This window comes from Iodidimonas gelatinilytica (assembly GCF_008579125.1).
GTDB classification, from domain to species: domain Bacteria; phylum Pseudomonadota; class Alphaproteobacteria; order Sphingomonadales; family Rhodothalassiaceae; genus Iodidimonas; species Iodidimonas muriae.
On the sequence record NZ_BKCL01000003.1, the window covers coordinates 66,424 to 91,459 of the forward strand.

Annotated in this window: 26 protein-coding genes and 3 pseudogenes; 12 read left to right on the top strand and 17 right to left on the bottom strand. The window is 54.4% G+C overall.

Translation table 11 applies throughout. The annotated features are described in order from the left end of the window. Window positions 1-44 precede the first annotated feature (44 nt). Complete coding sequence (gene gshB / locus JCM17844_RS05045) at window positions 45-983, top strand: glutathione synthase (RefSeq protein WP_149999953.1); 939 nt, start codon at window positions 45-47, stop codon at window positions 981-983. 6 nt (window positions 984-989) lie between these two features. On the opposite strand, the gene JCM17844_RS05050 is transcribed toward gshB, so the two are convergent. Genes JCM17844_RS05050 through hisB form a run of 5 tightly spaced genes read right to left on the bottom strand, consistent with a single transcriptional unit; the run spans window position 990 to window position 4,072 of the window. After that, entirely contained in the window at window positions 990-1,328 is a 339-nt protein-coding gene (locus JCM17844_RS05050) for a phosphoribosyl-ATP diphosphatase (RefSeq protein ID WP_149999954.1), read from the bottom strand. Then, window positions 1,329-2,090 carry an imidazole glycerol phosphate synthase subunit HisF gene (hisF, locus tag JCM17844_RS05055; protein WP_149999955.1) on the bottom strand — a complete coding sequence of 254 codons (762 nt, stop codon included), beginning with the start codon at window positions 2,088-2,090 and terminating at the stop codon, window positions 1,329-1,331. After that, window positions 2,084-2,824: a 1-(5-phosphoribosyl)-5-[(5-phosphoribosylamino)methylideneamino]imidazole-4-carboxamide isomerase gene (hisA, locus tag JCM17844_RS05060; RefSeq protein WP_149999956.1), complete on the bottom strand. Its 741-nt coding sequence runs from the start codon at window positions 2,822-2,824 to the stop codon at window positions 2,084-2,086. Before hisA ends, hisF begins: the two co-directional genes overlap by 7 nt. Beyond that, on the bottom strand, window positions 2,821-3,477 hold the full coding sequence (gene hisH, locus JCM17844_RS05065; protein ID WP_149999957.1) for an imidazole glycerol phosphate synthase subunit HisH: 657 nt from the start codon (window positions 3,475-3,477) through the stop codon (window positions 2,821-2,823). Before hisH ends, hisA begins: the two co-directional genes overlap by 4 nt. Before the next feature lies 1 nt (window position 3,478). Next, on the bottom strand, window positions 3,479-4,072 hold the full coding sequence (gene hisB / locus JCM17844_RS05070) for an imidazoleglycerol-phosphate dehydratase HisB (RefSeq protein ID WP_149999958.1): 594 nt from the start codon (window positions 4,070-4,072) through the stop codon (window positions 3,479-3,481). 242 nt (window positions 4,073-4,314) lie between these two features. On the opposite strand from hisB, the gene hslV reads away from it, so the two are divergent. After that, a complete protein-coding gene (gene hslV / locus JCM17844_RS05075; protein WP_149999959.1) occupies window positions 4,315-4,875 on the top strand; it encodes an ATP-dependent protease subunit HslV in 561 nt (186 codons plus the stop codon). After that, window positions 4,872-6,185, top strand: a complete 1,314-nt coding sequence (hslU, locus tag JCM17844_RS05080) for an ATP-dependent protease ATPase subunit HslU (RefSeq protein ID WP_149999960.1) — start codon at window positions 4,872-4,874, stop codon at window positions 6,183-6,185. The genes hslV and hslU overlap by 4 nt, the downstream gene beginning before the upstream one ends. 17 nt (window positions 6,186-6,202) lie before the next feature. Here the strand turns inward: hslU and JCM17844_RS05085 are convergent, their stop codons facing one another. From JCM17844_RS05085 to JCM17844_RS05100, 4 genes and pseudogenes are all read right to left on the bottom strand, one after another. Continuing rightward, window positions 6,203-6,817: a Smr/MutS family protein gene (locus JCM17844_RS05085; RefSeq protein WP_149999961.1), complete on the bottom strand. Its 615-nt coding sequence runs from the start codon at window positions 6,815-6,817 to the stop codon at window positions 6,203-6,205. Beyond that, window positions 6,814-7,194, bottom strand: a complete 381-nt coding sequence (locus tag JCM17844_RS15840) for a 3D domain-containing protein (RefSeq protein WP_235898933.1) — start codon at window positions 7,192-7,194, stop codon at window positions 6,814-6,816. The genes JCM17844_RS05085 and JCM17844_RS15840 overlap by 4 nt, the downstream gene beginning before the upstream one ends. A 27-nt stretch (window positions 7,195-7,221) precedes the next feature. After that, window positions 7,222-8,051: pseudogene (locus tag JCM17844_RS05095) on the bottom strand (MltA domain-containing protein); the annotation flags it as partial. A 22-nt stretch (window positions 8,052-8,073) separates the two neighbouring features. Further along, entirely contained in the window at window positions 8,074-8,742 is a 669-nt protein-coding gene (locus JCM17844_RS05100; protein WP_149999964.1) for a Tim44/TimA family putative adaptor protein, read from the bottom strand. 156 nt (window positions 8,743-8,898) lie between these two features. Here JCM17844_RS05100 and JCM17844_RS05105 point away from each other — a divergent pair, with 156 nt between their 5' ends. Further along, window positions 8,899-9,384 (top strand): FxsA family protein, encoded by a 486-nt coding sequence (locus tag JCM17844_RS05105; RefSeq protein WP_149999965.1) that lies wholly within the window; start codon window positions 8,899-8,901, stop codon window positions 9,382-9,384. Between the two features lie 179 nt (window positions 9,385-9,563). Next, a pseudogene (gene secB / locus JCM17844_RS05110) lies at window positions 9,564-10,103 on the top strand (protein-export chaperone SecB); the annotation flags it as partial. Between the two features lie 108 nt (window positions 10,104-10,211). Here the strand turns inward: secB and dnaQ are convergent. The 5 genes and pseudogenes from dnaQ to JCM17844_RS05135 form a co-directional block, all read right to left on the bottom strand. Continuing rightward, on the bottom strand, window positions 10,212-10,898 hold the full coding sequence (gene dnaQ / locus JCM17844_RS05115; protein WP_149999967.1) for a DNA polymerase III subunit epsilon: 687 nt from the start codon (window positions 10,896-10,898) through the stop codon (window positions 10,212-10,214). Next, window positions 10,891-11,565 (bottom strand): dephospho-CoA kinase, encoded by a 675-nt coding sequence (gene coaE / locus JCM17844_RS05120; protein ID WP_149999968.1) that lies wholly within the window; start codon window positions 11,563-11,565, stop codon window positions 10,891-10,893. Before coaE ends, dnaQ begins: the two co-directional genes overlap by 8 nt. Window positions 11,566-11,569: 4 nt before the next feature. Continuing rightward, entirely contained in the window at window positions 11,570-12,439 is an 870-nt protein-coding gene (locus JCM17844_RS05125) for a shikimate dehydrogenase (protein ID WP_149999969.1), read from the bottom strand. Beyond that, complete coding sequence (locus tag JCM17844_RS05130; protein ID WP_149999970.1) at window positions 12,436-13,044, bottom strand: Maf family protein; 609 nt, start codon at window positions 13,042-13,044, stop codon at window positions 12,436-12,438. The genes JCM17844_RS05125 and JCM17844_RS05130 overlap by 4 nt, the downstream gene beginning before the upstream one ends. After that, a pseudogene (locus tag JCM17844_RS05135) lies at window positions 13,031-13,869 on the bottom strand (pyruvate, water dikinase regulatory protein). The gene JCM17844_RS05130 and the pseudogene JCM17844_RS05135 overlap by 14 nt, the downstream one beginning before the upstream one ends. 414 nt (window positions 13,870-14,283) lie before the next feature. Here JCM17844_RS05135 and hemE point away from each other — a divergent pair. The 3 genes from hemE to rho all read left to right on the top strand — a co-directional run bounded on the left by hemE (window position 14,284) and on the right by rho (window position 17,311). Beyond that, the gene (gene hemE / locus JCM17844_RS05140) at window positions 14,284-15,327 is read left to right on the top strand and encodes a uroporphyrinogen decarboxylase (protein ID WP_149999971.1); all 1,044 of its coding nucleotides are present in this window, start codon (window positions 14,284-14,286) and stop codon (window positions 15,325-15,327) included. Between the two features lie 15 nt (window positions 15,328-15,342). After that, complete coding sequence (gene hemJ, locus JCM17844_RS05145) at window positions 15,343-15,774, top strand: protoporphyrinogen oxidase HemJ (protein WP_149999972.1); 432 nt, start codon at window positions 15,343-15,345, stop codon at window positions 15,772-15,774. Window positions 15,775-16,054: 280 nt separating this feature from the next. Beyond that, window positions 16,055-17,311, top strand: coding sequence for a transcription termination factor Rho (gene rho / locus JCM17844_RS05150; RefSeq protein ID WP_149999973.1), 1,257 nt, complete (start codon window positions 16,055-16,057; stop codon window positions 17,309-17,311). Between the two features lie 173 nt (window positions 17,312-17,484). Here the strand turns inward: rho and JCM17844_RS05155 are convergent, their stop codons facing one another. The 3 genes from JCM17844_RS05155 to JCM17844_RS05165 are packed head-to-tail and all read right to left on the bottom strand — an operon-like array spanning window position 17,485 to window position 20,701. Beyond that, a complete protein-coding gene (locus tag JCM17844_RS05155; RefSeq protein WP_149999974.1) occupies window positions 17,485-18,189 on the bottom strand; it encodes a dienelactone hydrolase family protein in 705 nt (234 codons plus the stop codon). Between the two features lie 39 nt (window positions 18,190-18,228). Further along, window positions 18,229-18,696 (bottom strand): methylated-DNA--[protein]-cysteine S-methyltransferase, encoded by a 468-nt coding sequence (locus tag JCM17844_RS05160; protein ID WP_149999975.1) that lies wholly within the window; start codon window positions 18,694-18,696, stop codon window positions 18,229-18,231. 4 nt (window positions 18,697-18,700) lie between these two features. After that, on the bottom strand, window positions 18,701-20,701 hold the full coding sequence (locus tag JCM17844_RS05165) for a thioredoxin domain-containing protein (RefSeq protein WP_149999976.1): 2,001 nt from the start codon (window positions 20,699-20,701) through the stop codon (window positions 18,701-18,703). Window positions 20,702-20,792: 91 nt separating this feature from the next. Between JCM17844_RS05165 and JCM17844_RS05170 the strand changes: the two genes are divergently transcribed. The 4 genes from JCM17844_RS05170 to rsmG all read left to right on the top strand — a co-directional run bounded on the left by JCM17844_RS05170 (window position 20,793) and on the right by rsmG (window position 25,032). Further along, window positions 20,793-21,038 carry a DUF6489 family protein gene (locus tag JCM17844_RS05170; protein WP_149999977.1) on the top strand — a complete coding sequence of 82 codons (246 nt, stop codon included), beginning with the start codon at window positions 20,793-20,795 and terminating at the stop codon, window positions 21,036-21,038. Beyond that, window positions 21,035-22,402 (top strand): tRNA uridine-5-carboxymethylaminomethyl(34) synthesis GTPase MnmE, encoded by a 1,368-nt coding sequence (mnmE, locus tag JCM17844_RS05175; protein ID WP_149999978.1) that lies wholly within the window; start codon window positions 21,035-21,037, stop codon window positions 22,400-22,402. The genes JCM17844_RS05170 and mnmE overlap by 4 nt, the downstream gene beginning before the upstream one ends. A 129-nt stretch (window positions 22,403-22,531) precedes the next feature. Next, window positions 22,532-24,406: a tRNA uridine-5-carboxymethylaminomethyl(34) synthesis enzyme MnmG gene (gene mnmG / locus JCM17844_RS05180; RefSeq protein ID WP_149999979.1), complete on the top strand. Its 1,875-nt coding sequence runs from the start codon at window positions 22,532-22,534 to the stop codon at window positions 24,404-24,406. Then, window positions 24,403-25,032, top strand: a complete 630-nt coding sequence (gene rsmG / locus JCM17844_RS05185) for a 16S rRNA (guanine(527)-N(7))-methyltransferase RsmG (RefSeq protein WP_210431411.1) — start codon at window positions 24,403-24,405, stop codon at window positions 25,030-25,032. Before mnmG ends, rsmG begins: the two co-directional genes overlap by 4 nt. Window positions 25,033-25,036: the final 4 nt, after the last annotated feature.

Consider the following 25,036-nt stretch of genomic DNA (forward strand, 5'->3'; position numbering starts at 1 on the left):
CACGCTTATATAGATGTGTTTGCAACATTTTCCGGAGCATCATCATGGGGTTAAACGTCGCCATTCAAATGGACCCGATCGAAACGGTCGACATCAATGGAGACAGCAGTTTTGCGCTGGGGCTTGAAGCTCAAAGGCGCGGCCATGCGCTTTATCATTATCTGCCCGATGATCTCAGTTGGCGGCAAAAGCGCGTTACCGCCAAAGGACGCGCCATCCATTTGCGGCGCGAACCGGGCAATCATGTGAGCAAGGGAGCCGATGAAACCCTTGATCTGGCCGCCCTCGACGTGATTTTAATGCGGCAAGACCCTCCATTTGATCTGGGCTATATCACCGCCACCCATATTCTGGAGCATATCCACCCTGAAACGCTGGTGGTGAATGATCCGGCGTCTGTGCGCGATGCCCCTGAAAAGCTGTTTGTCACCCATTTCGACGATCTGATGCCCCCCACCTTGATCACCCGCAGCAAAGACGAGGTGGTGGCCTTCCGCGAGGAATATAAAGACATCATCGTCAAGCCGCTTTACGGCAATGGCGGCGCTGGCGTGTTCCGGCTACAACCCGGCGATCAGAATCTGGCTTCATTGCTGGAATTGTTCGCCGATATCTACCGCGAACCCGTGATGGTGCAGCGCTATATTCCGCAAGTACGCCAAGGCGACAAGCGTATCATCTTGATAGACGGAGAAGTGGCCGGGGCCATCAACCGCGTCCCCGCCGAAGGGGAAGCGCGATCCAATATGCATGTGGGTGGACGGGCGGAAATTTCGACCCTGACCAAGCGCGACCAGGAAATCTGTGACCGTTTGGGGCCAGAACTGAAAAAACGCGGCCTGATCTTTGTCGGCATCGATGTGATTGGTGATTATCTCACCGAAATCAATGTAACATCCCCCACAGGCATTCAGGAAATCGACCGCTTCGACGGAGCCAATCTGGCAGGCCTCGTCTGGGATGCCATTGAAGGGCGGCTATAAAACGCCTCAAGAAGGGCGACGGGCTTTTTCCTCAAGGCCCGAAAGCCCTTCCCGGCGGGCAAGCTCGGCCAGAATATCCGAAGGATGAAGCCCCGCATCGGCCCATAAAACCAGCAGGTGAAACAGCAGATCGGCGGATTCCGCAATCATATCCGGGCGATCATCCAACACTGCAGCCAGCGCTGTTTCCACCGCTTCTTCCCCCAGCTTTTGGGCGATTTTCTTACGGCCCTTGGCGTAAAGATGCGCCACATAGCTTTCATCGGCAGCCGCCGTTTTTCGGCTTTCGATGGTTTCAAAAAGCTGGTCCAAAGGCGTCCAATCGGTCTGTTTTGTTCCGGGCATTTATTCCTCCCGCACCGCAATGCCAGCCCGCGCCATATGCGCCTTGGCTTCGGCCACGCTATGCGCGCCAAAATGAAAGATCGAGGCCGCCAACACCGCAGACGCATGGCCCTTCATGACCCCGTCCACCAGATGATCGAGACCGCCCACGCCGCCTGACGCGATAATCGGAACAGGAACCGCATCGGCAATGCTGCGGGTAAGCGACAGATCGAAACCGGCGCGGGTGCCATCGCGGTCCATAGAGGTGACCAGCAATTCCCCGGCCCCCAAACTTGCCGCCTGTTTGGCGAACTGAATGGCATCAATGCCGGTGGGCGTGCGCCCGCCATGGATGAAAATTTCCCAACGATCCGGCCCCACGGCCTTGGCATCCACCGCCACAGTGATACATTGGGAGCCAAATTTTTCCGCCAATTCGGCAATCAATTCCGGATTGGTGACCGCCGCCGTGTTGATGGCGATTTTATCCGCACCGGCCAAAAGCAGTTTCCGCACATCCGCAGCCGAGCGCACCCCGCCGCCCACAGTCAACGGCATGAAACACATTTCGGCGGTGCGAGCCACCACATCAAACAGCGTGTCACGCTTTTCATGGCTGGCGGTGATATCGAGAAAACACAGCTCATCCGCGCCCGACGCATCATAAAACCGCGCCTGTTCAACCGGATCGCCCGCATCCACCAGATCGACGAAATTGACGCCCTTGACGACCCGCCCGTCTTTCACATCAAGGCAGGGAATGATGCGTGTTTTCAACATGGTACAGATAAAACCTCAAGCGCCGCCCGCAAATCGATGGCCCCATCATAAAGGGCGCGGCCAATAACCATACCATCAATGCGCCCCGTGGTTTTGTGGGCCATCAGGCGCAGGCTTTCCACATCCGCCATATCACGCACGCCACCAGATGCAATCACCGGAATGGTCACCGCATCGGCCAGATCCGCCACCGCCTGCCAATTTACCCCCATCAACATGCCGTCGCGGTCGATATCGGTGAAAATGATCGCCTCGACACCCGCATCTTCAAACCGTTTTGCCAGATCGGCGGCATCCATTTGCGAAGTTTGCGCCCAGCCTTCTGTGGCCACCTTGCCGCCCCGCGCATCAATACCAACAACGATACGGCCCGGATGCGCCTTACAGGCCGCCTTCACAAGATCGGGGGTTTTTACCGCCACAGTGCCAAGAATAACCCGGCGCACCCCCAATTCCAGCCAATGATCTATATTATCCATGCTGCGCAAACCGCCGCCAAGCTGCACCGGCACATCCACCGATGCCAATATCGACTGCACGGCCTGCGAATTTTCAGACCGTCCGGCAAAGGCCCCATCCAGATCCACCAAATGCAGCCATTGGCAACCCGCGGCCACAAAGTCTCGCGCCTGCGCCGCCGGATCGTCATTGAAAACGGTGGCTTTGGCCATCTCGCCTTTCAACAGGCGCACGGCCTTGCCCTCTTTCAAATCAATCGCCGGATAGATGTTCATGGTCGCCATTCCAAAAAATTATGCAGCAATTTGAGGCCGGTTTTTTGGCTTTTTTCAGGGTGGAATTGCACCCCGACAAGAGTATCGCGCCCGATGGCTGCCGTTAATGCCGCCCCATGATGTACCTGTGCCAAAAGATCACGGTCCGATGCCAAGGCCATATGATAGCTGTGCACAAAATAAGCGTGATCCCCCGCCTTGATGCCGGCAAATAGCGGATGGTCCTGCCCCTGACCGGTCAGCTCCAAAGCGTTCCAGCCCATATGCGGCACTTTCAAAGCCGGGTCCTTTGGCTTAATAGGCTCCACCTGGCCTTCAAACCAGCCAAAGCCCGCATGACGGCCATGCTCCAAGCCAATCTCGGCCATCAATTGCATGCCCACGCAAATGCCCAAAAAGGGCCGCGCTTTGTTTATGGCCACCTCTGTGATGGCTTCAACCATGCCGTCGATGGCGGATAAGCCGGCATAACAATCGCCAAAAGCCCCAACGCCGGGCAGCACCACATGATCGGCCTCCAAAACGTCTTTGGTCTGGCCCGAGACCACAATACGGCACCCAAGATCCGCTTCCGCGGCCACCCGCTCCAAAGATTTGGCCACCGAGCGCAAATTGCCGGAGCCATAATCAATCACACAAACCGTTTGAGCCATATCAACCGCCAATGGTTCCCTTGGTGGAGGCAATCTGATCGCCCCGACGGGGATCAAGCTCCACCGCCATCCGCAGGGCCATAGCCAATCCTTTGAAGCAGGATTCGATTTTATGGTGATTGTTCAGCCCATAGAGATTTTCCACATGCAGCGTTATACCTGCGGCAAAAGCAAAGGCGCGGGCGAATTCTTCGAACAATTCCGTATCCATTTCCCCCAAGCGGTCCTGCGTGAAGGCCAGTTTCCACACCAAAAAGGGCCGCCCGGAAATATCCACCGCCACCCGGCTCAGGGTTTCATCCATGGGCACATAAGCATGGCCATAGCGGCGGATACCGCGCCGCTCGCCCAACGCTTTCTTGAGCGCCAGACCAAGGGTAATGCCCACATCTTCCACCGTATGATGAGCATCGATATGCAGATCACCTTCGGCCTTGATGGTGATATCCATCAGGGAATGGCGGGCAAGCTGTTCCAACATATGATCGTAAAAGCCGATACCGGTGGCAATCTCCGCCCGGCCTTCGCCGTCAAGGCAAAGGGTAACGGCGATATCTGTTTCCTTGGTTTTACGCTCGACACTGGCACGACGCATGGGCCAAATCCTTCCAACGGCATCTTTGGGACTGTGCTGGCTATAGCAGCCACAAAGGCCGAGGCCAAGCGGCACGGCTATGCCTGATGAAGCGGCCTCTCCCATCCAATAAGACCCAGACCATAGAAAGAAACCCATCGCAAGACCCGGCTATGCACCTGTGGAACCAATCATTCCGGCTCCCTCGTCTTGCGATTAGCGGGGGGGCTGTCTATATGCCTTTGGTCATTGAAGGGAGAGCCATGACAGATCAAGAAAGCAAATTTCCCGGCTGGCACGGCACCACCATTTTATGCGTGCGCAAAGGTGGCACGGTGGTGATGGCCGGTGATGGACAGGTGTCCATGGGCCAGACCGTTGTGAAGAACAATGCCCGCAAAGTGCGACGTATTGGCAATGGGCAGGTCATTACAGGTTTTGCCGGAGCCACCGCCGACGCCTTTACCTTGCTGGAGCGGCTGGAAGCCAAGCTGGAACGCCATCCCGGCCAATTGATGCGCGCCTGTGTGGAATTGGCAAAAGACTGGCGTACCGACCGCTATTTGCGGCGGTTGGAAGCCCTGATGGCGGTGGCCGACAAGGATGTAAGCCTGCTGCTGACCGGCACGGGCGATGTTTTGGAACCACAAGATGGCCTGATCGGCATCGGTTCGGGCGGCAATTATGCCCTATCGGCGGCCCGTGCCTTGCACGATCTGGATCTCGACGCCGAAGACATTGCCCGCCGCGCCATGAAAGTGGCCGCCGATATCTGCGTCTATACCAATGAAAATGTTCTGATTGAAAAGCTAGAAACCCAATGACGTCCTTTTCCCCCCGCGAAATCGTTTCCGAACTGGACCGCTTCATTGTCGGCCAGAAAGATGCCAAACGCGCTGTGGCCATTGCCCTGCGCAATCGTTGGCGACGCCAGCAGCTTGATGACACGCTGCGCGATGAAGTGCTGCCGAAAAATATCCTGATGATCGGCCCCACAGGGGTGGGCAAGACCGAAATTTCCCGCCGCCTTGCCAAGCTGGCCCACGCCCCTTTCATCAAGGTGGAAGCCACAAAATTCACCGAAGTGGGCTATGTGGGCCGCGATGTGGAACAGATCGTCCGCGATTTGGTGGAACAGGCCCGCTCCATGGTCCGCGAGGAAAAGCGGCGCGATGTCACATCTCAGGCGGAGTTGGCGGCAGAAGAACGGGTGCTGGATGCGCTGGTTGGCAAAACGGCCTCCCCCGATACGCGCCAAAGTTTCCGCGTGAAATTACGCGAAGGCCAGCTGAATGATAAGGAAATCGAGCTGGATCTGGCCGATACCGGCCCCACCGGCATGCCCACAATGGATATTCCCGGCATGCCCGGCGCTCAAATGGGCATGATCAATTTGCAAGATATGCTGGGAAAAGCCTTTGGTGGCCAAAAAACCAGCCGCAAAAAAATGACGGTCGGTGATTCCTATCAATTGCTGATCGATGAAGAAAGCGACCGCCTGCTGGACGATGATGCCATCACCCGTGACGCCATCACGGCAGTGGAGCAAAACGGCATCGTATTTCTGGATGAAATCGACAAGGTTTGCGCCCGCGAAGACATGCGCGGCGGCGATGTCAGCCGCGAAGGCGTACAACGCGATTTGCTTCCCCTGATCGAAGGCACAAGCGTTTCCACCCGCTATGGGGCCGTGAAAACCGATCATATTCTGTTCATTGCCTCTGGCGCATTTCATCTGGCCAAGCCGTCTGACTTGCTACCGGAATTGCAAGGGCGCCTCCCCATTCGGGTGGAACTAACGGCCTTAGGCAAGCATGATTTCGAACGCATCCTGACAGAGCCGGAAACCTCGCTGATCCGCCAATATAAAGCGCTTTTGGCAACCGAAGGGGTGACGCTGGAGTTCACAGAAGACGGGATTGCCGAAATTGCCGGGATTTCCGCCGATATAAACAGCAAGGTGGAAAATATCGGCGCACGGCGGCTGCATACGGTATTGGAACGGGTGCTGGATGATATCAGCTTCACCGCCTCGGACCGGGCGGAAGAAACCGTTACCATCACCGCCGATTATGTGCGCGAACATCTGGGCAATCTGGCCGATCAGTCCGACCTGTCGCGCTTTATTCTTTAAAGGCTGCCCTTATAATTCTAGCGACGGCGGCGCAACAACACATAAAGCGCCCCGTCGCCGCCATGAGTGTCATGGGCCGGGCCATAGCTGTGCACAAGGGCCGATAGCTGCGGCGATTCCAGCCAGATCGGCACCATCCGCTTTAAAACGCCAGAGCCAAGGTCAAAACTGTCGCGGCGGCGAAAAGCCACCGGATCGTCACCCGATTGCGCCCGATGCCGTCCGCCTTTCCCGGTAATGACCAAAACGGCCCGCTCGCCGCGCGAAACGGCCGATGCGATATGGCCGCAAAGCCGCGTAAAAGCCTTTTGCTGCGTAAGGCCATGCAAATCGATACGGCTATCGATCGGTTTGTGCCCCCGGGCCAGCTTGCGTTGTTGCCGCCGGTCCAATGCCGGGGAAACAAGCGCGGCAGGCGGCCCCATTTCCTGAGGCTTCGCATCATAGCCGAATGCCGACATGTGCTGCGAAAACACATCTTCAACAGCCCGCGCCGCCCCTTTGCCCGGATGGCTGTTTTTAGGCAAGGGCGGGGCCGCCGGACGGTCTTTCAAGGGGCGCACATCGCGGGTAATGCTGTCCCATAATTTCTGATCATCAGAGCTGATATAATTCTTGCGGCGGCGGGTCATGCGGAAGGCTCCGCAGCATGAAGCAACTTGTCCGCCAAAGCATTCGGCAAAAGCAGCCAGAACCGGCCTTTATTGGCCATATGCCCGGCGATATATGCGGCCTCTTCGCCAAATCCCCAAAAGACATCACCGCGCACCCCGCCGCGAATGGCCCCACCGGTATCCTGAGCGATCATCAGGCGCTGCAAGGGCAAGGGCGGATTGCCCGGCGTTTCGGGATCGGGATAGGTGGTATCCAACCACAAGGGAGCGCCAAGAGGCAGATAGGCGCGATCCACCGCCAAGCTGCGCCCCTCTGTCAAGGCAACACCTTCTGCACCCAATGGGCCATCGCCTTCAAGCTGGCGGAAAAACACATAAGAAGCATTTTCCGCCATCAGGTCAGCTCCGGCCACCGGATTGTCCCGCAGCCAATCAGCAATGGCGGGGGCGGAAATCTGCTCGCGCGGTAAAATCTTGCGCGTCACCATCAAGCGGCCAAGGGACGTATAGGCATGGCCATTGGGCCCATCATAGCCCAATGCAATCACCGAACCATCGGGCAGGCGTGCCCGGCCAGATCCCTGAATTTGCAAGAAAAACACATCCACCGGATCATCGGCCCACAACAATTCCAAACCACGGTTTGCCAATGCGCCGGCTCGATCTCGGCACGGCTGGCAAAGGGGCGCAGACGCCCGTCCACCACTTCACCGGCGATGCGTCGACCGGCCAAATCCTCGCGGAAATGTCCCAAATCCACCGTAACAAGCTCCGGCGGGCGGCGATAAAGTGGAATATTATGGGTGGCATCAGGGGTTCGGCTGGCATGAATCAAAGGCTCGTAATAGCCGGTGAACAGCCCTTGATAAGAGCCATCAAACATCACCGCCACCGGGGTAAAGCCATCCTCGAAATACACCCTGATCCGGTCTCTTTCCCCGCCATCCAATGCCAAGGCCGCCTGGCAAAGCTCTGCCCAGTCACCCGCAACACCCCCCACAGAAGACGGGGTGACCGGACGGTCTTCAGGAAGATCAAGCCGACGGGCGCAACTTTTATGGAACGCGGCAAGGGCGGAGGACAGATCATCGGTGCCCCAACCGGGAAGATCGCTCCACCGGGCCTGTGACCAGCTTATGCCTGCTTGTGGCTTGGGGCCTTTTTCATAGGGCCAGCCAAAGACAAGCCACAAAAATGCACCCAGACCGGCCAAAACAAGAAACAAACCGATAAGGGTGCGTTTTTGAAGCATCACAAAGCCTGTCGGGATGGGATCACTCGGAGCGGGTGGCCACCAAAAGCCAAGCGGGGTCCGATGATTTCAAATCGCGTTCAAAGGTCCAGACATCATTCACCATCACGGTGTCCGAACTATTGCCCTCGATCACCTCATCGCGGTCATTCATCGTTACCAAAACGATTTCCGCCTTATAGGCCACGGTAATTTCCGCCACCGATCCGACTAATTTGGCATCCTCGATACGAACATCCGCAAGATCAAGCACCCGGCCCTGTGCCGTTTGGGAAGCCTCTTCCCGCGCGGTGATGGCGGCGTTGAAATCTTCATAAACATCATCATTCAAAAGCCCGCGCAATTCCTCGCGGTCACCCCGCCAAAAGGCTTCCAAAACCATGGGATAAACCGACCGCGCCCCATCGATGAAGGCATCCACATCGAAATAGCTGTCCACCTTTTGCATGGCGCGAAAGGCTTTACGCAGGGCGGGGTTTGCTTCCAGCCGCACAACGGATTCGCGATCCATATGGGCTGCCACGGGGTCATCGCCAACACCGGGCTGACCCACATGTGGTGCGCTGCCATCGGGGCGATGTTCAGGCTCTTCGCCGGTCCGCCGCCCTAAAAGGCTGCGTAAACGCAATGCGATAAAGCCCGCCACCATGGCCAGCAAAATGATATCGATAAATTGAAAACCTTCGCCCATTCCAAAATCCTGAATGTGGTACTGCTTTTGATCGGTCCGTCTTATGATACCATGAGACGGCTTTACCCCAAGGACAGATTGCCATTGCCGTTTCTATGCCTACATCTATAGACGAATACGCACGATAGATAAGCCTCTCGCCCCGAAAGGACAAGCATGGCGCTGCTCTTCCTTCTTTCTCTTATTCTCACACCGCTGGTGGAAATCAGTATTTTTATCTCTGTCGGCGAAGACATTGGCGCGTTTCCCGTGCTGATTCTGATCCTTGCCACGGCCGCTATCGGTGTGGCCATTGTCCGCGCCCAAGGCGTAGAGACCATTCGCCGCGCCCGCGCCGAACTGGGCGCCAATCGGGCTCCGGTCATGGAATTGATGCATGGGGCAATGTTGGCTCTGGCCGGCTTGTTGCTGTTGATCCCCGGCTTTCTCACCGATTTTTTGGGCGCTTTGTTACTTATTCCACCTTTGCGTACATGGATCGCCTTCCGTATTTTTCGCCATAGCCGCCCCGGAAGCGCCCATGTGGTTATTGAAGGCGAATTTTGGGAACAATCCGATACGCACAAGCCTGAGGACGGCGGGCCCTATGGGATAGACCGGCTTGGCGACGATCTGGCCGGCCCCGATGATCGGACCCGATAAGGAGAGACGAGTCTCCGGCGGCCTGAAGGTTGTCTGGCCCGCCGGTTCGTGCTAGCGAAATCGCGATCCTGAAAGGGCAGCTCCATGACTGTTGCTCAATCAGACAGGATATATTTTGAAAACGCAGATCAGTTGAAGGAACGTCAGATCATGGCGGAAAACGAAACAAACGGTGGCGCACAGGCGCGGCACAAAATCAGCAAACCGCACAAGCAGGACCGGCAGCCGCCGTGCTGGCGCAATATGTGAAGGATCTCTCGTTCGAGAATCCCAATGCCGCCAAGGTCTTCCAGGCCCTGTCGAACCCCGAAGGCCCCAAACCCGCCATTGAGGTGAATGTCAATGTGGGGGCGCGGCGCATGGGTGAAGAAGCCTATGAAGTGGATTTGAAAGTGACCGCCACGTCAAAAGTTGGCGAAGACACCGCCTTTGCCGTGGAACTGCTTTATGCGGGCCTGTTCGGGGCGCGCAATCTGCCTGAAAACATGATTGAGCCGTTCTTGCTGGTGCAGGCCCCGCACATCCTGTTCCCCTTTGCCCGCCGGATCGTTGCCGATACGGTGCGCGATGGTGGCTTTTCGCCCCTGATGCTGGACCCCATCGATTTTGCAGCGCTGTATCAGCAACAGCGCGCCGCGGCAGCACAACAGCAGCCCCAGCAAAGCGGAGCCACAAGCCTTGGCGAGATTGATCTGGGCGAGCCGCAAGGCAACGCCTGATCTTACGGTCGGTTATAAAAGAAAGGGCCGGGGGCAGTGTCTCCGGCCTTTTTATATGGAGCCATCCCCCAAATGCTGCATCAAGCGCATAGGGGATATGTCCGGCCCCTAATTTTCCCAAATGGGGGATTTCAGGCGCTTGATAAAGGCCTGATGAGCCGCCAGTTCCGCCTCATTGGGGGCATGGGGGCGGGGATCGCGCCGGATCGGCTTATCGAAAGCGGGGCCGTTTGTGGCCAGATTTTTCTTGGCGCGCCCACCCGCCTGAAAGCCAAGGCCATGTTGCCGTCCGCCGCGTAATTCCAGATAAACTTCTGCCAATATCTGACAATCGAGCAGAGCATCATGGTGTTCTCGCATGGAATTATCCACGCCCAGCCGCTTGCACAGCGCATCCAAAGACAATTTTTGCCCCGGAAAGCGGCGTCGGGCGATTTCCAGCGTATCGACAAAGCGCGTTTTCGGGAGCACGGGACGCTGGATTTTTTTCAATTCGAAATTGAGAAATTTCATATCGAAATCGGCATTATGTGCCACCAGATTGGCCCCATCCACAAAGGCCAGAAAGTCATCGATCACCGCATCAAAGATGGGCTGACCTTCCAGCATGGCATCGGTAATGCCATGCACCGCCGCGGCACCGGGGTCCATTGGACGCATGGGATTGATAAGCGTCATATATTCGCGCCCGGTGGGCAGAAAGTCGATCAGTTCCACCGCGCCGATCTGCACCAGACGATGCCCTTGTGACGGGTCCAGACCGGTGGTTTCCGTATCAAACACAATTTCACGCATGGGGCGGTTTCCTGTCGGCAGGCAAAGCGAAAGTGGACCAATGATCATCAGCGACAGGCCAGGGCCAAACACCGGCCTTCACGCCCTGAAGATCACGCAACATAGCGGTAATATCGCGCAGCATGGGCCGTTTTCCATCCCCTGAATTCAAAATATAATCGGCGCGGCGACGTTTTTCCGCATCGGGCAGTTGTTGCGCCAGCACAGCATTCAATCGCTGTTCTGTCATCCCCGGCCTTGCCAATGCCCGCGCCTTTTGCACAGGCGCTGGAGCGGAAACCACCGCAACCCGATCAACTTTCGCTTCACCCCCGGTTTCAAATAATAACGGAATATCCAGCGCTGCCAAAAAAGATGCCTTTTGGTCCGCATCGGCTAAAAACCGCCTTTGCGCATCAAATACTTTAGGATGCAGAATCTGCTCCAACTGCGCCAATTTATCCGGCTTGCCAAAAACCTGCGCCCCCAAGGCCTTGCGGTCCACCGCCCCGTTTTGCACAACACCGGGAAAAGCCGCCGCCACCGCATCCACCGCCCCGCCACCTTCTGCCAGCAGGCTATGAACAGCCGCATCGGAATCAAAAACCGGAATATCAAAGCGGCGCAACATGCGCGCCGCTTCGCTTTTTCCCATGGCGATGGACCCTGTCAGCCCCAAAACAATCACGGATTCAATCTCCGTCCAAAGCTTTCAATAAAAGATCCTGAACCTGCGCATCCACAGACGGTTTTTGTCCAAAAAACGCGTCAAAGGCCGGAACGGCTTGATGGATCAACATCCCCAGCCCATCCACAGCAATCAGATCACGCGCTTTCGCTTTTTTCAAAAGCTCTGTTTGCAAGGGGCGATAGACAAGATCATAAACCACCGATCCGGAAGGCATCAAAGACAGGGAAATATCCAAAGGCGCTTGCCCCACCATGCCCAAGCTGGTGCTGTTGACCAACAAATCCACATCTTTCAACAAGGCCGTGCGATCTTGCCAGCCTGCGGCAACCACGCGCTTGTCATCCAGTGCCGCCACCAATGATTGGGCCCGTTCTTGAGTGCGGTTGGCGATATAGATCTGCGCCGCCCCTGCATCCAAAAGCGCCACCACCACCGCTTTTGCGGCCCCGCCCGCGCCCAGCACCAGACTATGCGCATTTTTAGCGCGCCATCGGGGCGCACTTTGCTGCAAATGGGCAAGAAAACCACCGGCATCGGTATTCCGACCAAACAACCGCCCATTATGATCCACGATGACCGTATTCACGGCCCCGATGCGCCGCGCCAAAGGATCAAGACGATCCACCAGTTTTGCTGTCATTTCCTTATGGGGAACCGTTATATTGACCCCGGAAAACCCCATAGGCACAAGCGACCGAAGCGCCGCTTCCAGATTTTGCGGCCGGATCATCAAGGGAATATAATCCCCTTTGATATTCAATTGACTAAGCCAATATCGGTGCAAAAGCGGCGACAAGGAATGTCCGATAGGCCAGCCCATCACGCCAGCCAACTTCCCCGCTGCGGCGGCATTTTGTGATCCGATGCTCATTGCGCCATGATCCCATGATCTCGTAAGGCGCCCAATAAGGGCAAAAGCGGCAAGCCGAGAACGGAAAAATAATCTCCGTCGATGCGCTCAAACAATGTCGCGCCCTCGGCCTCAAGCCGATAGCCGCCCACAGATTGCAACAGCTCGTCATCAGCCTGATCCACATAGTGATTCAGAAAGTCATCACTAAAATTCCGCATGGACAGGCTAACAAAACAATCTGCACACCACACACAAACCCCGCCCTGTATCAGGGCCACCGCGCTGTGCAAATGGTGGCTCTGACCGCGCAAATCCTGCAATTGAGCCCGCAATTCTTGCCGGTTGGCCGCTTTAGACATCAGGTTTTCCTTATAAAGAAGCGTCTGATCCGCACCGATAATCCAATCATCGGGATGGATTTTAGACACCGCTTTTGCTTTGGCGGCCGCAAGCGCCGGAGCGATCTGGTCCACCGCACCGCCTTGATCCCTTATCTGTGTTTTGATCCGGCTTTCATCCACAGCACTTACGATTTGACGAAAAACCACACCGGCACTTTTTAGCAAATGGGCGCGGGCAGGGGACCGGGACGCCAAAATGAGCGCCGGATTATTTTCCCGCATCAGACAGACCCGCTTCACGTGCGGAATGAAGGCGCAACACCGCCGCTGCCGTTTCTTCGATAGAACGGCGGGTCACATCGATCACCGGCCAATGATGGGCGCTACATAACCGCCTGCAAGCCAACACTTCCTCTTTGATCGCTTGCATATCCACATAGCTGGTGGACGGCGCTTCTTTAATGGTGCGCAAGCGATTAGTACGAACCTGAACCAGACGATCCGGGCTGGCAGTCAGACCAACCACAAGGGCATCCAGGGGGCCTTCCAATTCGGGCGGCAGGGGCGCATTGGGAACAAAAGGCACATTTGCGGTCTTAAAGCTTTATTGGCCAGATAGATGCTGGTGGGTGTTTTCGATGTGCGCGACACCCCCACAAGGATGATATCCGCCGACATCAACCCCGTTGCCAATTGCCCGTCATCATGGGCCATGGTGAAATGCAACGCATCGATGCGATCAAAATAATGGCGATCCATTTCATGCTGGCGGCCGGGGAGCCCGCGTGACCGCGCCCCTAAAAACTGCCCCAGGGATTCAATGACCGGATCCAGAACAGACACATGGGGAATATTCAAAGCCGCACAACGGCGAGTCAGTTCACGCCGGATATCTTCATTCACCAAAGTATACATCACCAGACCGGGACGATCTTCGACAAACTCCATGATGCGTTCCATCTGGCGCGGCGTGCGCACCATCGGCCACATATGCTTTTCCGCCCGCACATTTTCAAACTGTACCAAAGCCGCCTTGGCCATGGCTTCCAGTGTTTCCCCGGTGGAATCGGAAACCAAATGAAGATGAAACCGCTGTAAATCGGACATGGCTGTTCCCAATGTCATAACCCTGTGGATAACTTTTGAATGGTTTTGTTGTTTTCGAGCGTGTGGGACATTCGGGCAAAGTTGAAGGTTTTTCTCCCATATTCGTTATCAGTTATCACCAGCCAAAATTTTGTGGATAATTTTTCGCCTCTCTTTTTTCAAAGCCTCCCTGTTTGGCTGGCTTTTCAAAACAGAATTTATTGAAATATCACTCTATTCCGCCCCGTTTTTCAAAAAGAGTCTGCAAAATCCGAACGCTTTTCCAATCGGTTTTCCTACTGGAAATAACGATCCACAAACTGTAGATCATTCTGTGGATAACATTTCATCCCCGTTACCCACAGGGATTCACTACCACCACTACCTCTTTATTTTAAAAGATAGTAAGTGGTGGATAGCCAAATCGGAGCGGCAATGAGCCCAAAACCCCTTCTCAATGTTCTTCAAGGTCAGCGCGAAACCCGCCCTCCTTTCTGGTTTATGCGTCAGGCTGGGCGCTATCTGGCGGAATATCGGGCCGTCCGTGAAAAAGCCGGATCTTTCCTCGATTTGGTCTATGCACCGGATTTGGCCACCGAGGTGACATTGCAGCCGGTGGAGCGGTTAAACACCGATGCAGCGATCCTGTTTTCCGATATTCTGATCGTTCCCCATGCTTTGGGGCAGGATTTGGATTTCCGTCAGGGCGAAGGGCCGGTTCTCGATCCCATCCGGTCTGTGAAAGATCTCCATCGTTTATCGCACCAGCGCTTGGATGACCGGGCGACCCCGGTTTATCAAACGGTGCGCCAAGTGGCCGGTGCCTTGCCCGACCATGTGGCTTTGATCGGCTTTTGCGGTGGGCTTTGGACCGTTGCCAGCTATATGGTGGCCGGACGCGGCGGGGATGATCAGGCCGCAGCCAAAGCCTGGGCTTTTTCCGATCCCGAAGGCTTTGATGCGCTTTTGAGAATTCTGGAAGATGCCAGCTTCACCTATCTGATGGGCCAGATCAAAGCCGGGGCAGAAGTGATCCAGATTTTTGAAAGCTGGGCCAGCAATCTGCCCGAACCAGCCTTTGAACGCTTTGTCATCGAGCCCACAAGGCGTCTGGTGGCGCGTTTGAAGGATACGGCGGGGGATGTTCCCATTATCGGCTTTCCACGTGGTGCAGGGCCTCTCCTCGGGCGCTTTGCCGAACGTAGCGGTGTGGATGCGGTATCTTTGGACAGTGGTATGGTTTTATCTTTTGCTGATGAAACCTTGCCAAAAGGATTGGCTGTGCAAGGCAATCTGGACCCGCAATATGTGGTGGCAGGTGGGGCTTTGATGGAAAAGGAAGCAACGCGTATTTTGAACGCTCTTTCAAACCGTCCGCATATTTTCAATCTGGGCCATGGTTTTGTGCCCTATACTCCGGTTGATCATGTGGAACGTTTGGCGGCATTTTTACACGGTTGGCCGGATCAAGCAGCCTGAAAGGACGTTTCCATTATGGACGGAACGCTTTATTTATGGGTGAAAGCCCTGCATCTGATTTCGGTGATTTTCTGGATGGCCGGCATGTTTATGCTGCCGCGCTATTTTGCCTATCATGCCGAGGCTGAAATTGGCTCGGACGAAGACCGGAAATGGCAAGAACGAGAACGTAAACTTCTGAGAATCATCATTAACCCGGCGATGATTGCCACATGGGTTTTTGGTATTTCTTTGGCGATATCCTATGGCTTTTCTGAAATTTGGCTGCATGTAAAATTGCTGTTCGTTGTGGGTTTAACCCTGTTGCATCATGGTTTGTCCCGTTGGCGGAAAGCCTTTGCCCGCGGCGAAAACAGCCACAGTTCAAAATTTTATCGTCTGGTGAATGAAATTCCCACGCTTTCAACCATTGTGATTGTCATTCTTGTGATTGTAAAACCCTTTTGATGATAAGGGATTATCGATATTTCTTAATAAGGTGAGGCGCGTTTTTTGAATGGCAATGGAATTATTTTTCTTGACTTGCCAAATTCAGATGATAGCGTTCCGCAAAAGTGGTATAGCTATATGAAAGTCATTTTCTTCATGATAGCGAATGTGCCGCATCGTCTATGAAATTGGCCCTATATAACCTTGATTTTATAGGGGCGATTGAAGTTCCCGCCTTATCCAATGTCTCCTCTATCTTAAAGCGTTTGGTTTTTAACCTCGCTCAGAGTCACACTTCATGAATCTGCAAGACCTAAAGAACAAGACCCCCAGTGAGCTGTTGTCACTCGCTGAGGAACATGGCGTTGAAAATGCCAGCACCATGCGCAAACAGGATATGATGTTTGCCATTTTGAAAAACCTGGCCGAACGGGGCGAAGATATTTCCGGCGGCGGGGTTATCGAAATTTTGCAAGATGGATTTGGGTTCTTGCGGTCGCCCGAAGCCAATTATCTGGCAGGACCGGACGATATTTATGTCAGTCCCAGCCAGATTCGCCGCTTTGGTTTGCGTACCGGTGATACGGTTGAAGGGCAAATTCGTGCGCCAAAGGATGGCGAGCGCTATTTTGCTCTTTTGAAGGTGAATACCATCAATTTCGACGAACCGGAAAAAGCCCGTCATAAGGTGAATTTTGACAATCTGACGCCGCTTTATCCCGATGAACGGCTGTCTTTGGATCCGCAAGATCCCACCGTCAAGGATTTGACACCGCGCATCATTGATCTGGTGGCACCCATCGGAAAAGGCCAGCGTGCTTTGATCGTGGCGCCGCCGCGCACCGGGAAGACCATGGTTTTGCAAAATATCGCCAAAGCCATCACCCGCAATCATCCGGAAGTGTATCTTTTGGTGCTGTTGATCGATGAACGGCCCGAAGAAGTGACGGATATGCAACGTTCTGTGAAGGGCGAAGTGGTGTCTTCCACCTTTGATGAACCGGCAACCCGCCATGTTCAGGTGGCGGAAATGGTGATTGAAAAAGCCAAGCGCCTGGTGGAACACAAAAAAGACGTGGTGATATTGCTTGATTCCATCACCCGTTTGGCCCGTGCCTATAACACCGTGGTTCCCAGCTCTGGCAAGGTGCTGACCGGTGGTGTGGATGCCAATGCCCTGCAGCGCCCCAAACGTTTCTTTGGTGCGGCGCGTAATATCGAAGAAGGTGGATCACTGTCGATCATTGCCACGGCTCTTATTGAAACTGGGTCGCGTATGGATGAAGTGATCTTTGAAGAATTCAAGGGAACCGGTAATTCCGAGCTGGTTCTGGATCGTAAAGTTGCTGATAAGCGGGTGTTCCCGGCTATCGACATTCTGAAATCCGGGACCCGGAAAGAAGAATTGTTGATCCCCAAAGCGGAATTGGCCAAAACATGGGTTTTGCGGCGTATTTTGCAGCCTATGGGCACCACCGATGCCATCGAATTCCTGGTTGGAAAGCTCAAGGAAACCAAAACCAACGAGGATTTCTTTACCTCGATGAACCAATAAGCCGAAATTTCTCGGTCGATATTTTAAAAGCCCTGCCTATATGGCGGGGCTTTTTGTTGCCAAACCGCCAAGGATTTGGTTCTGAATATATTTGTGGCTTATCCCTTCAGGAAAGGGCGGCTTATGTTCCACGTGGAACAAACACCGCCCTCTTGGAAAGCTCTTGCTAAATTTTATCCCAGCCGGGTTTTTAAAAATTCCAGTGTTCTGTCATTGGCTTTTTTGGCGGCTTTTTCATCATAATGCGTGCCGCCGGGGCGGGCAAAAGCATGGTTCATGCCTTCATAATCATGGAGTGTGATCCGGGGATGGTTATCCAGAGCATTGTGCATGGCTTGTTGTGCCGCTTTGTCGACAAATTCATCTTCTGTGGCCACATGCAAAAGAAGATGCCCTTTGATAGTGTCGGCTTCATCCAATTTGCTATCGATGCTGACGCCATAATAGCCGACAGCAGCATCGGCATCGGTCCAGCATGCGGACAAATAAGCAAGAAATCCGCCAAGACAATAGCCAATAACACCGGCTTTTCCGTTGGAGCCATCGGCTTTGCGTAACCAGGACAAGGCTGTTTGAATATCGTCTATGCCTTTATCCACATCAAAGCCTTGATAGAGTTCAAAAGCGCGATCCCAGTCCTTTTGTATTTTGTCATTCAGCTGAATCCCCGGCTCTTGTCGCCAGAATAAATCCGGGCACAGGGCCATATAGCCTTGATTGGCCAACTGATCGCAAATTTCGCGCATGGGTGTGTTGATGCCGAAAATTTCCTGAATCACCACGACCCCCGGCCCGGTTCCAGAGTCGGGAAGGGCGAGATAGCCTGTATAGGATCCAGACCCGTCTTTTGCGTTCAAGGTGATATATTTGGCCGGCATTTCAGATCTCCACTTGGCAAAATTGAAAAGAGAAGTGTGTTAAAGGTCCAGTTGATGGGGAATGTTTACCCCTTCAAGCCGCAAAAGCGCTTGTTTCGTTTCCACACCGCCTTCGCCGGAATATCCAGTGAGCTTGCCATCGGCGGCGAGAATACGGTGGCACGGAATAAGGATGGGCAAAGGATTGGCCCCGCAAGCACCTCCTGCAGCACGAGCGACCGATCCAGTTTTTTCCGCCAGCTCTTTATAGCTGATGGTGGTGCCATAAGGGACGGTAGAAATAGCTGCCCAAATGGCTTTTTGGTGATCGGTGCCTTGTGGGGAAAAGGGCAAATCGAAATGGGTGCGTGTGCCATCGAAATAGGCGTGTAACTGGGAGCAGGCCTCTTCCAAAAGGGCACTGGGGGCCTGATCCGCACCCCAGCCCCAATCCAGTGCCACAAGCGCACCATCTTCTTCAAACAGGGTCAAATCCCCCACAGGACTGTGCAGAGAGAGTAACGGCATGTGCCTATCCTTTTTGGGTTTGGCGGGCCTTTATAAAGGCGGCCCGTAAATCATCCGATGGCCCAAGAGGCGGTGAGCAGCTTTGATGGGCGCAAATGGTCAAACTATCCGGCGGCAGGGCTTTTGAAAGATCGTCATGGATCACTGCATTGGGTAGGGAAAGATCATAGACTGCTTTCATGAATGTAGTTTGGCGTGCTGTGCCATCTTTATGTCCAAGGGTAATGTCCACGCCATTGATCAGCGTGTCATAGCCATTCAAAAAACCCAGAAGAGGGAAAAACTGCCCCACGGCCTCACCGGAAAAGGCGGTGATAAGTCGTTCGGCCCGATCTTTCCAAACCGGATCGCCGGTAATCATGAAGAGTTGGGCAAAACATTCCAAAATTGTCCCATTGCCAGAAGGCTGTGCGCTATCCCGAACAGTTTTCGGGCGCAAGATCAAATTGCCATCATCCTTGGCGCTGGTAAAATATCCACCTTCTTGGGGATCGGCAAAGAGCGTTTCCACCACAGCGCACCAACCGAGAGCGGCATCCAGATAGTCCGGTATTCCCGTGGTTTGATAAAGCGCAAGGGCGGCAAGGATCATATGTGCATGATCGTCCAACAAGGATATATCGAGACGGCGGGATTTTCGCGCAGAATGATAAAGACGGCCATCAGATCCGCTCATATCAAGCTGGATCGCCTTGAACGCGGTTTGTGCCATATCCAGCCAATCGGAGCGGTCGAAGGCACTTCCTGCATGACAGGCGGCACGGATCATCATGCCGTTCCAGTCGGTCAAGGTTTTATCATCCCATCCCGGACGGGGACGAAAGTCGCGTTCACGGAATAAAACGGTCCGGCAATCGGCCAAACGGCGTTCGGTTTCCGCATCCAAAGGCCAGACTCCGGTCAGGCGGTTTGGAATGGAGACACCCTCCCAATTGCCCTGCGGAGAAATATCATAGACGTGTTTGAACAAGGCTGCGTCATCGGCATTTAAATGCTGGTCGATTTCTTGCGTTGTCCAGACATAGAATTTGCCTTCTTCGCCTTCGCTATCGGCATCGAGGGATGAGGCAAAAGCGCCGGATTCTACGGTCATTTCCCGCCGCACCCATTCCATGGTTTCAGCGACCCGCTGCTTATAGAGATCCGAGCGTGTTTCGCGCCATATTTGGGTGTAAAGATCGACCAATAACGCATTGTCATAAAGCATTTTTTCAAAATGTGGGACCAGCCAGCGTTCGTCCACGCTATAGCGTGCAAAACCGCCACCCAGATGATCGTAAAGACCGCCTAAAGCCATTTGATCAAGGCTGCGGATCACCGCATCGGACCAGTGGGCATTTTCGGTCCGGATGGCTCCGCGCCATAAAAACTCCAGCAAGAAAGGTTGCGGAAATTTCGGAGCGCCGGCCATACCGCCATGGCGCGGGTCCATATGATGGAACAGCTTTTCCGCTATCTGGTCCAGCATATCGGGGGCAAGATCTTGTCCCGGCTTGGTTTTGTTTTGCTGTACCAGATGGGCCATAAGCGATTGGCAGTTCTTTTTTACGGCATCCGGATTGGCATGATAAATTCCTGAAACGCGTTCTAGAACATCGGCAAAGCCCGGACGGCCATGGCTGGCGGCTGCGGGAAAATATGTGCCACCCCAAAAAGGAGTTCCATCGGGCGTCAAAAACATGGTGAGCGGCCAGCCGCCTTGTTGCCCCATAATGGCAAGGGCCGACATGTAGATCGTGTCCAGATCGGGTCTTTCTTCACGATCAACCTTAATATTAACGAATAAATCGTTCATAAGATTGGCAATATCTTCGTTTTCGAAACTCTCATGGGCCATCACATGGCACCAATGACAGGCGGCATAACCCACAGATAAAAGGATCGGAACATTGCGCTCTTTGGCTTCGGCCAGCGCTTTTTCTCCCCAAGGACGCCAGTGGACCGGATTGTCTGCATGCTGTAGAAGATAAGGGCTTGATTCAAAGCGTAAACGGTTGTCTGTCATGGAATCTGGTCTCACATTGAAGATCGTTCGGGGAGGGGCCGTGGACGCAAAGGCTACGCCCCATGATCGCACATCGCAAGGAGACGTTGGAATGAAGATTTCTGTGGATGTTGACTGTACCCCGAAGGAATTACGCACATTCTTTGGCTTGCCGGATGTGGAGCCTTTGCAAGAAGAAATTTTGGCCCAGATGAAACGCCGTGCCAGTGAAGGTTTAAGCCCTGAAGACATGCAAAACCTTATGTCGGCGTGGATGACAGGGGCGACGACAGGCATGGAAAAACTTCAAAAAATGATGTTTTCAGCCATGAAGCCCAGTGATAAGCCGCGCGGATGACTCGTCTCCGAAACAGAGAGTGCGATTCTGAAAGCATCTTCGCCTTGGCCAGCGCCCGCGGCCGGGCCGGTGTGTCTGTGATCCGTATTTCAGGTCCGCAAGCGGCCTTGGCTTTGCAAGCACTGACCGAAAAACCGTTGCCAACGCCGCGTATGGCGCAGGTGCGGGCTTTGTACGATCCCGTGAATGGTGCCCATCTGGATGATGCGCTGGTCTTATATTTCAAAGCGCCTGCCAGCTTTACCGGTGAAGATGTGGTGGAGCTGCATGTGCATGGGGGCCGTGCCGTTCTGGACGGGGTGCTGGATGCGTTGTCGCGGATCGAAGGGTTGCGTCCGGCTCTGGCAGGGGAGTTTTCCCGTCGGGCCTTTGAAAATGGCCGGATGGATTTAACCGAGGCCGAAGGGATCAATGATCTGGTGATGGCCGAAACGGCTTTGCAGCGTATGCAGGCTTTGCGGCAGATGGGCGGGGCCTTGGGCGCACTTTATGAACGCTGGCGGATGGCGTTGCTGGAAGCATTGGCGCGGATCGAGGCGGATATCGATTTCCCCGATGAAGATTTGCCCGAAGATATGACCCTGTCGGTGAAGCCCTCTTTGGAAGCCCTCTGTGCCGAGATGAAAACCCATCTGGCCGATGGACGGCGCGGCGAGCGGTTGCGGAACGGGGTGTCTATCGTGCTTTTGGGGGAACCCAATGTTGGAAAATCCAGCCTGTTGAACACCATTGCCAAGCGGGACGCGGCGATTGTGTCTGATATTGCCGGAACCACCCGCGATGTGATCGAGGTGGCTTTGGATCTGGATGGCTATCCGGCCACTCTGATCGATACGGCAGGCTTGCGCGAAACCGCTCATAGCATTGAAAGTGAAGGGGTGCGCCGGGCTTTGGAGCGGGCGGAGCATGCAGATATTCGCCTGGTTCTGGTAGAAGCGAAAGACTGGCCCGCCTTGCCAGAGCCCATCGCAGATTTGCTGGATGAAGAGGCCATTTTGGTGGTGAATAAAGGCGATTGCTTGAAAGCACCTTCTTATGGTCAGCAAAAGGGCGCACAACCGACATTTGTTATTTCGGTGACCGAACAGCAAGGTCTTGATGCCTTGATGGCCTGTCTTACGCAAAAGGTTACAAGCCTGTGCGATATTGGCGAAGCACCCGCCATTACGCGCATTCGTCATCGTATGGCCTTACAGGAAGCGGTCGACTGTTTGGAGCGATTTTTCCAATCTGCACAACAAGATGCGGTGCTGGCGGCGGAAGATGTGCGCTTGGCCACACGGGCTTTGGGGCGGATAACCGGCCGGGTGGATGTGGAGTCTTTGTTGGATATCGTGTTTTCTTCCTTCTGTATCGGGAAGTGATGTTTCACGTGGAACATCACTAAATTCTACGGAAATCTGCCAAATTTCGTCCTTCTTGTTTGACCTTTCACAAGAGGCAAAATACAGTGCGCCCCTTGGTGCGCGGGCGCAAATGCAGGATTTCAAGTGGTGAATACGGACTTTGATGTGATTGTCATAGGCGGCGGACATGCCGGCTGCGAAGCCGCAGCGGCGTCGGCTCGCATTGGTGCCCGTACTGTTTTGATCACCCATAGGCGCAACACCATTGGCGCTATGTCATGTAATCCAGCCATTGGCGGGCTTGGCAAAGGCCATCTGGTTCGGGAAATTGACGCGATGGATGGGCTGATGGGCCGGGTCGCCGATGCATCTGGAATTCAGTTTCGCTTGCTGAACCGGCGTAAAGGTCCGGCTGTACAAGGCCCCCGGTGCCAATCGGACCGATCCTTATATGCCAAAGCCATGCAGGATATGCTGGCGGACATGGAAAATCTGTATATCTGCGAAGGTGCGGTTGAGGACCTTGTCATCAAGCAAGATGGTCCCGCGCAATCAGTAGAAGCTGTTGTATTGGCGGATGGGACAATCCTGCGCAGTGCGCGGATTATTCTGACAACAGGCACGTTTTTGCGTGGATTGATCCATTTGGGCGAGAAAAAAATCCCGGCCGGACGGGTAGGGGAAGCGCCTTCCATGGGTTTGTCCAAAACATTGGAATCCGCCGGCTTTCAAATGAATCGCCTGAAAACCGGCACACCACCGCGTTTAGATGGGCGTAGCATTGATTGGTCGGTGTGCGAAGCGCAGCCGGGCGATACGCCGCCGGTTCCATTTTCTACATTGACGGAAACCATCACCGTTCCGCAAATCGATTGCCATATAACCCGAACAACGGTTCGCACCCACGATATTATCCGCGCCAACCTTCATCGGTCCCCCCTTTATTCCGGTCAAATTGAAAGCCGGGGGCCGCGCTATTGCCCGTCGATCGAAGATAAAATTGTGCGGTTTGCGGATAAAGAGAGCCACCAGATTTTCCTTGAGCCGGAAGGGCTTGATGATCCGGTGGTCTATCCCAATGGCATTTCCACCAGCCTGCCAGAAGATGTTCAGCTGGATTTGGTGCGCTCGATCCCCGGATTGGAAAAGGCCGAAATCATTCGTCCTGGTTATGCCATTGAATATGATTTTATCGACCCCCGTGAATTGCGGCCTACATTGGAAACGCGGCGGGTATCTGGGCTATATTTGGCTGGCCAGATCAATGGGACCACCGGCTATGAAGAGGCGGCGGCGCAAGGTTTGATGGCCGGAGCCAATGCAGCCAGAGCGGCGGGAAATAGTGGTGATTTTTGTTTGGACCGGGCCGATGCTTATATTGGCGTGATGATTGATGATCTTATTACCAAGGGGACGCGCGAACCCTATCGCATGTTCACCAGCCGGGCGGAATATCGTCTGCATTTACGGGCTGATAACGCCGATCAAAGGCTGACAGACAAGGCCAAAGAGGCTGGTTTGGTGGGGGGTGTTCGGGCATCCCGTTGGGCAGAAAAATCCCAAAAACTGGAAAAGGCACGGGCGGTTTTGGAAAGCCTGAATCTGACACCGGATGAAGCCACTCGGCATGGTTTGTCCATTCGCAAGGATGGTCGTCGCCGGACAGCCATGGAATTGCTGAGCTATCCAGATATGTCGATGGAACATTTAACGCCAATCTGGCCCAATGATCTGGCGTCCATATCGCCTGATATCGCTGAACAAGTGGCTATTGAAGCGCGCTATGCAACCTATCTGGGCCGCCAGACAAAAGACATCGAAGCCTTCCGGAAAGATGAAAAACTGATCATTCCGGCGGATTTCGACTTTACCGACTTGCCTGGTCTTTCGCGGGAGCTTCAGGAAAAATTCGCAACGGTGCGTCCGGCAACCTTGGGGGCGGCTGCGCGGATTTCCGGTGTAACACCAGCGGCTTTGACGCTTTTGCTCGCGCATTTGAAACGCCGGTCGAAAGCCGCATGATGGGGCGCGATGAAAGTCTGTGGCGTGACCGGCTTGGTGTTTCACGTGAAACAATGGACGCACTGGCGGTTTATGAACGCCTTTTGAAAAAGTGGCAGGCCCGTATCAATTTGATCGGGCCGGCAACGGTGGACCATATCTGGACGCGGCATTTTCTCGATTCTGCCCAATTGATCGCCCATATTCGGGATCATAGCGCCCATCAACTGCCCGCCCATTGGCTTGATTTCGGGGCAGGGGCCGGATTTCCGGGACTGGTTCTGGCCTTATGCGGGGCCGGTCGGGTTGATCTGGTTGAAAGCGATCGGCGGAAATGCAGCTTTTTGCGGCAGGTAATTTTGGAAACCGGCGCTTCGGCCCATGTTCATACGGCCCGGATCGAGGCCTTGCCGCCATTTCCTGTGGACCTGATCACCGCGCGGGCTCTTGCGCCTTTGGATCGTTTGTTGGACTATGCTTATGCCTTTGCCACACCCCAAACGGAAATGTGGTTTCTAAAGGGGAAAGAGGTGCAGTTGGAACTGGAAAACTGCCGGAAATCATGGGTTTTTGACGCAGAAACCTTTGAAAGCTGGACGGACCCTCAAGCGATGATCGTGAGATTAAGGACGGTAAGCCGTGCATAATAAT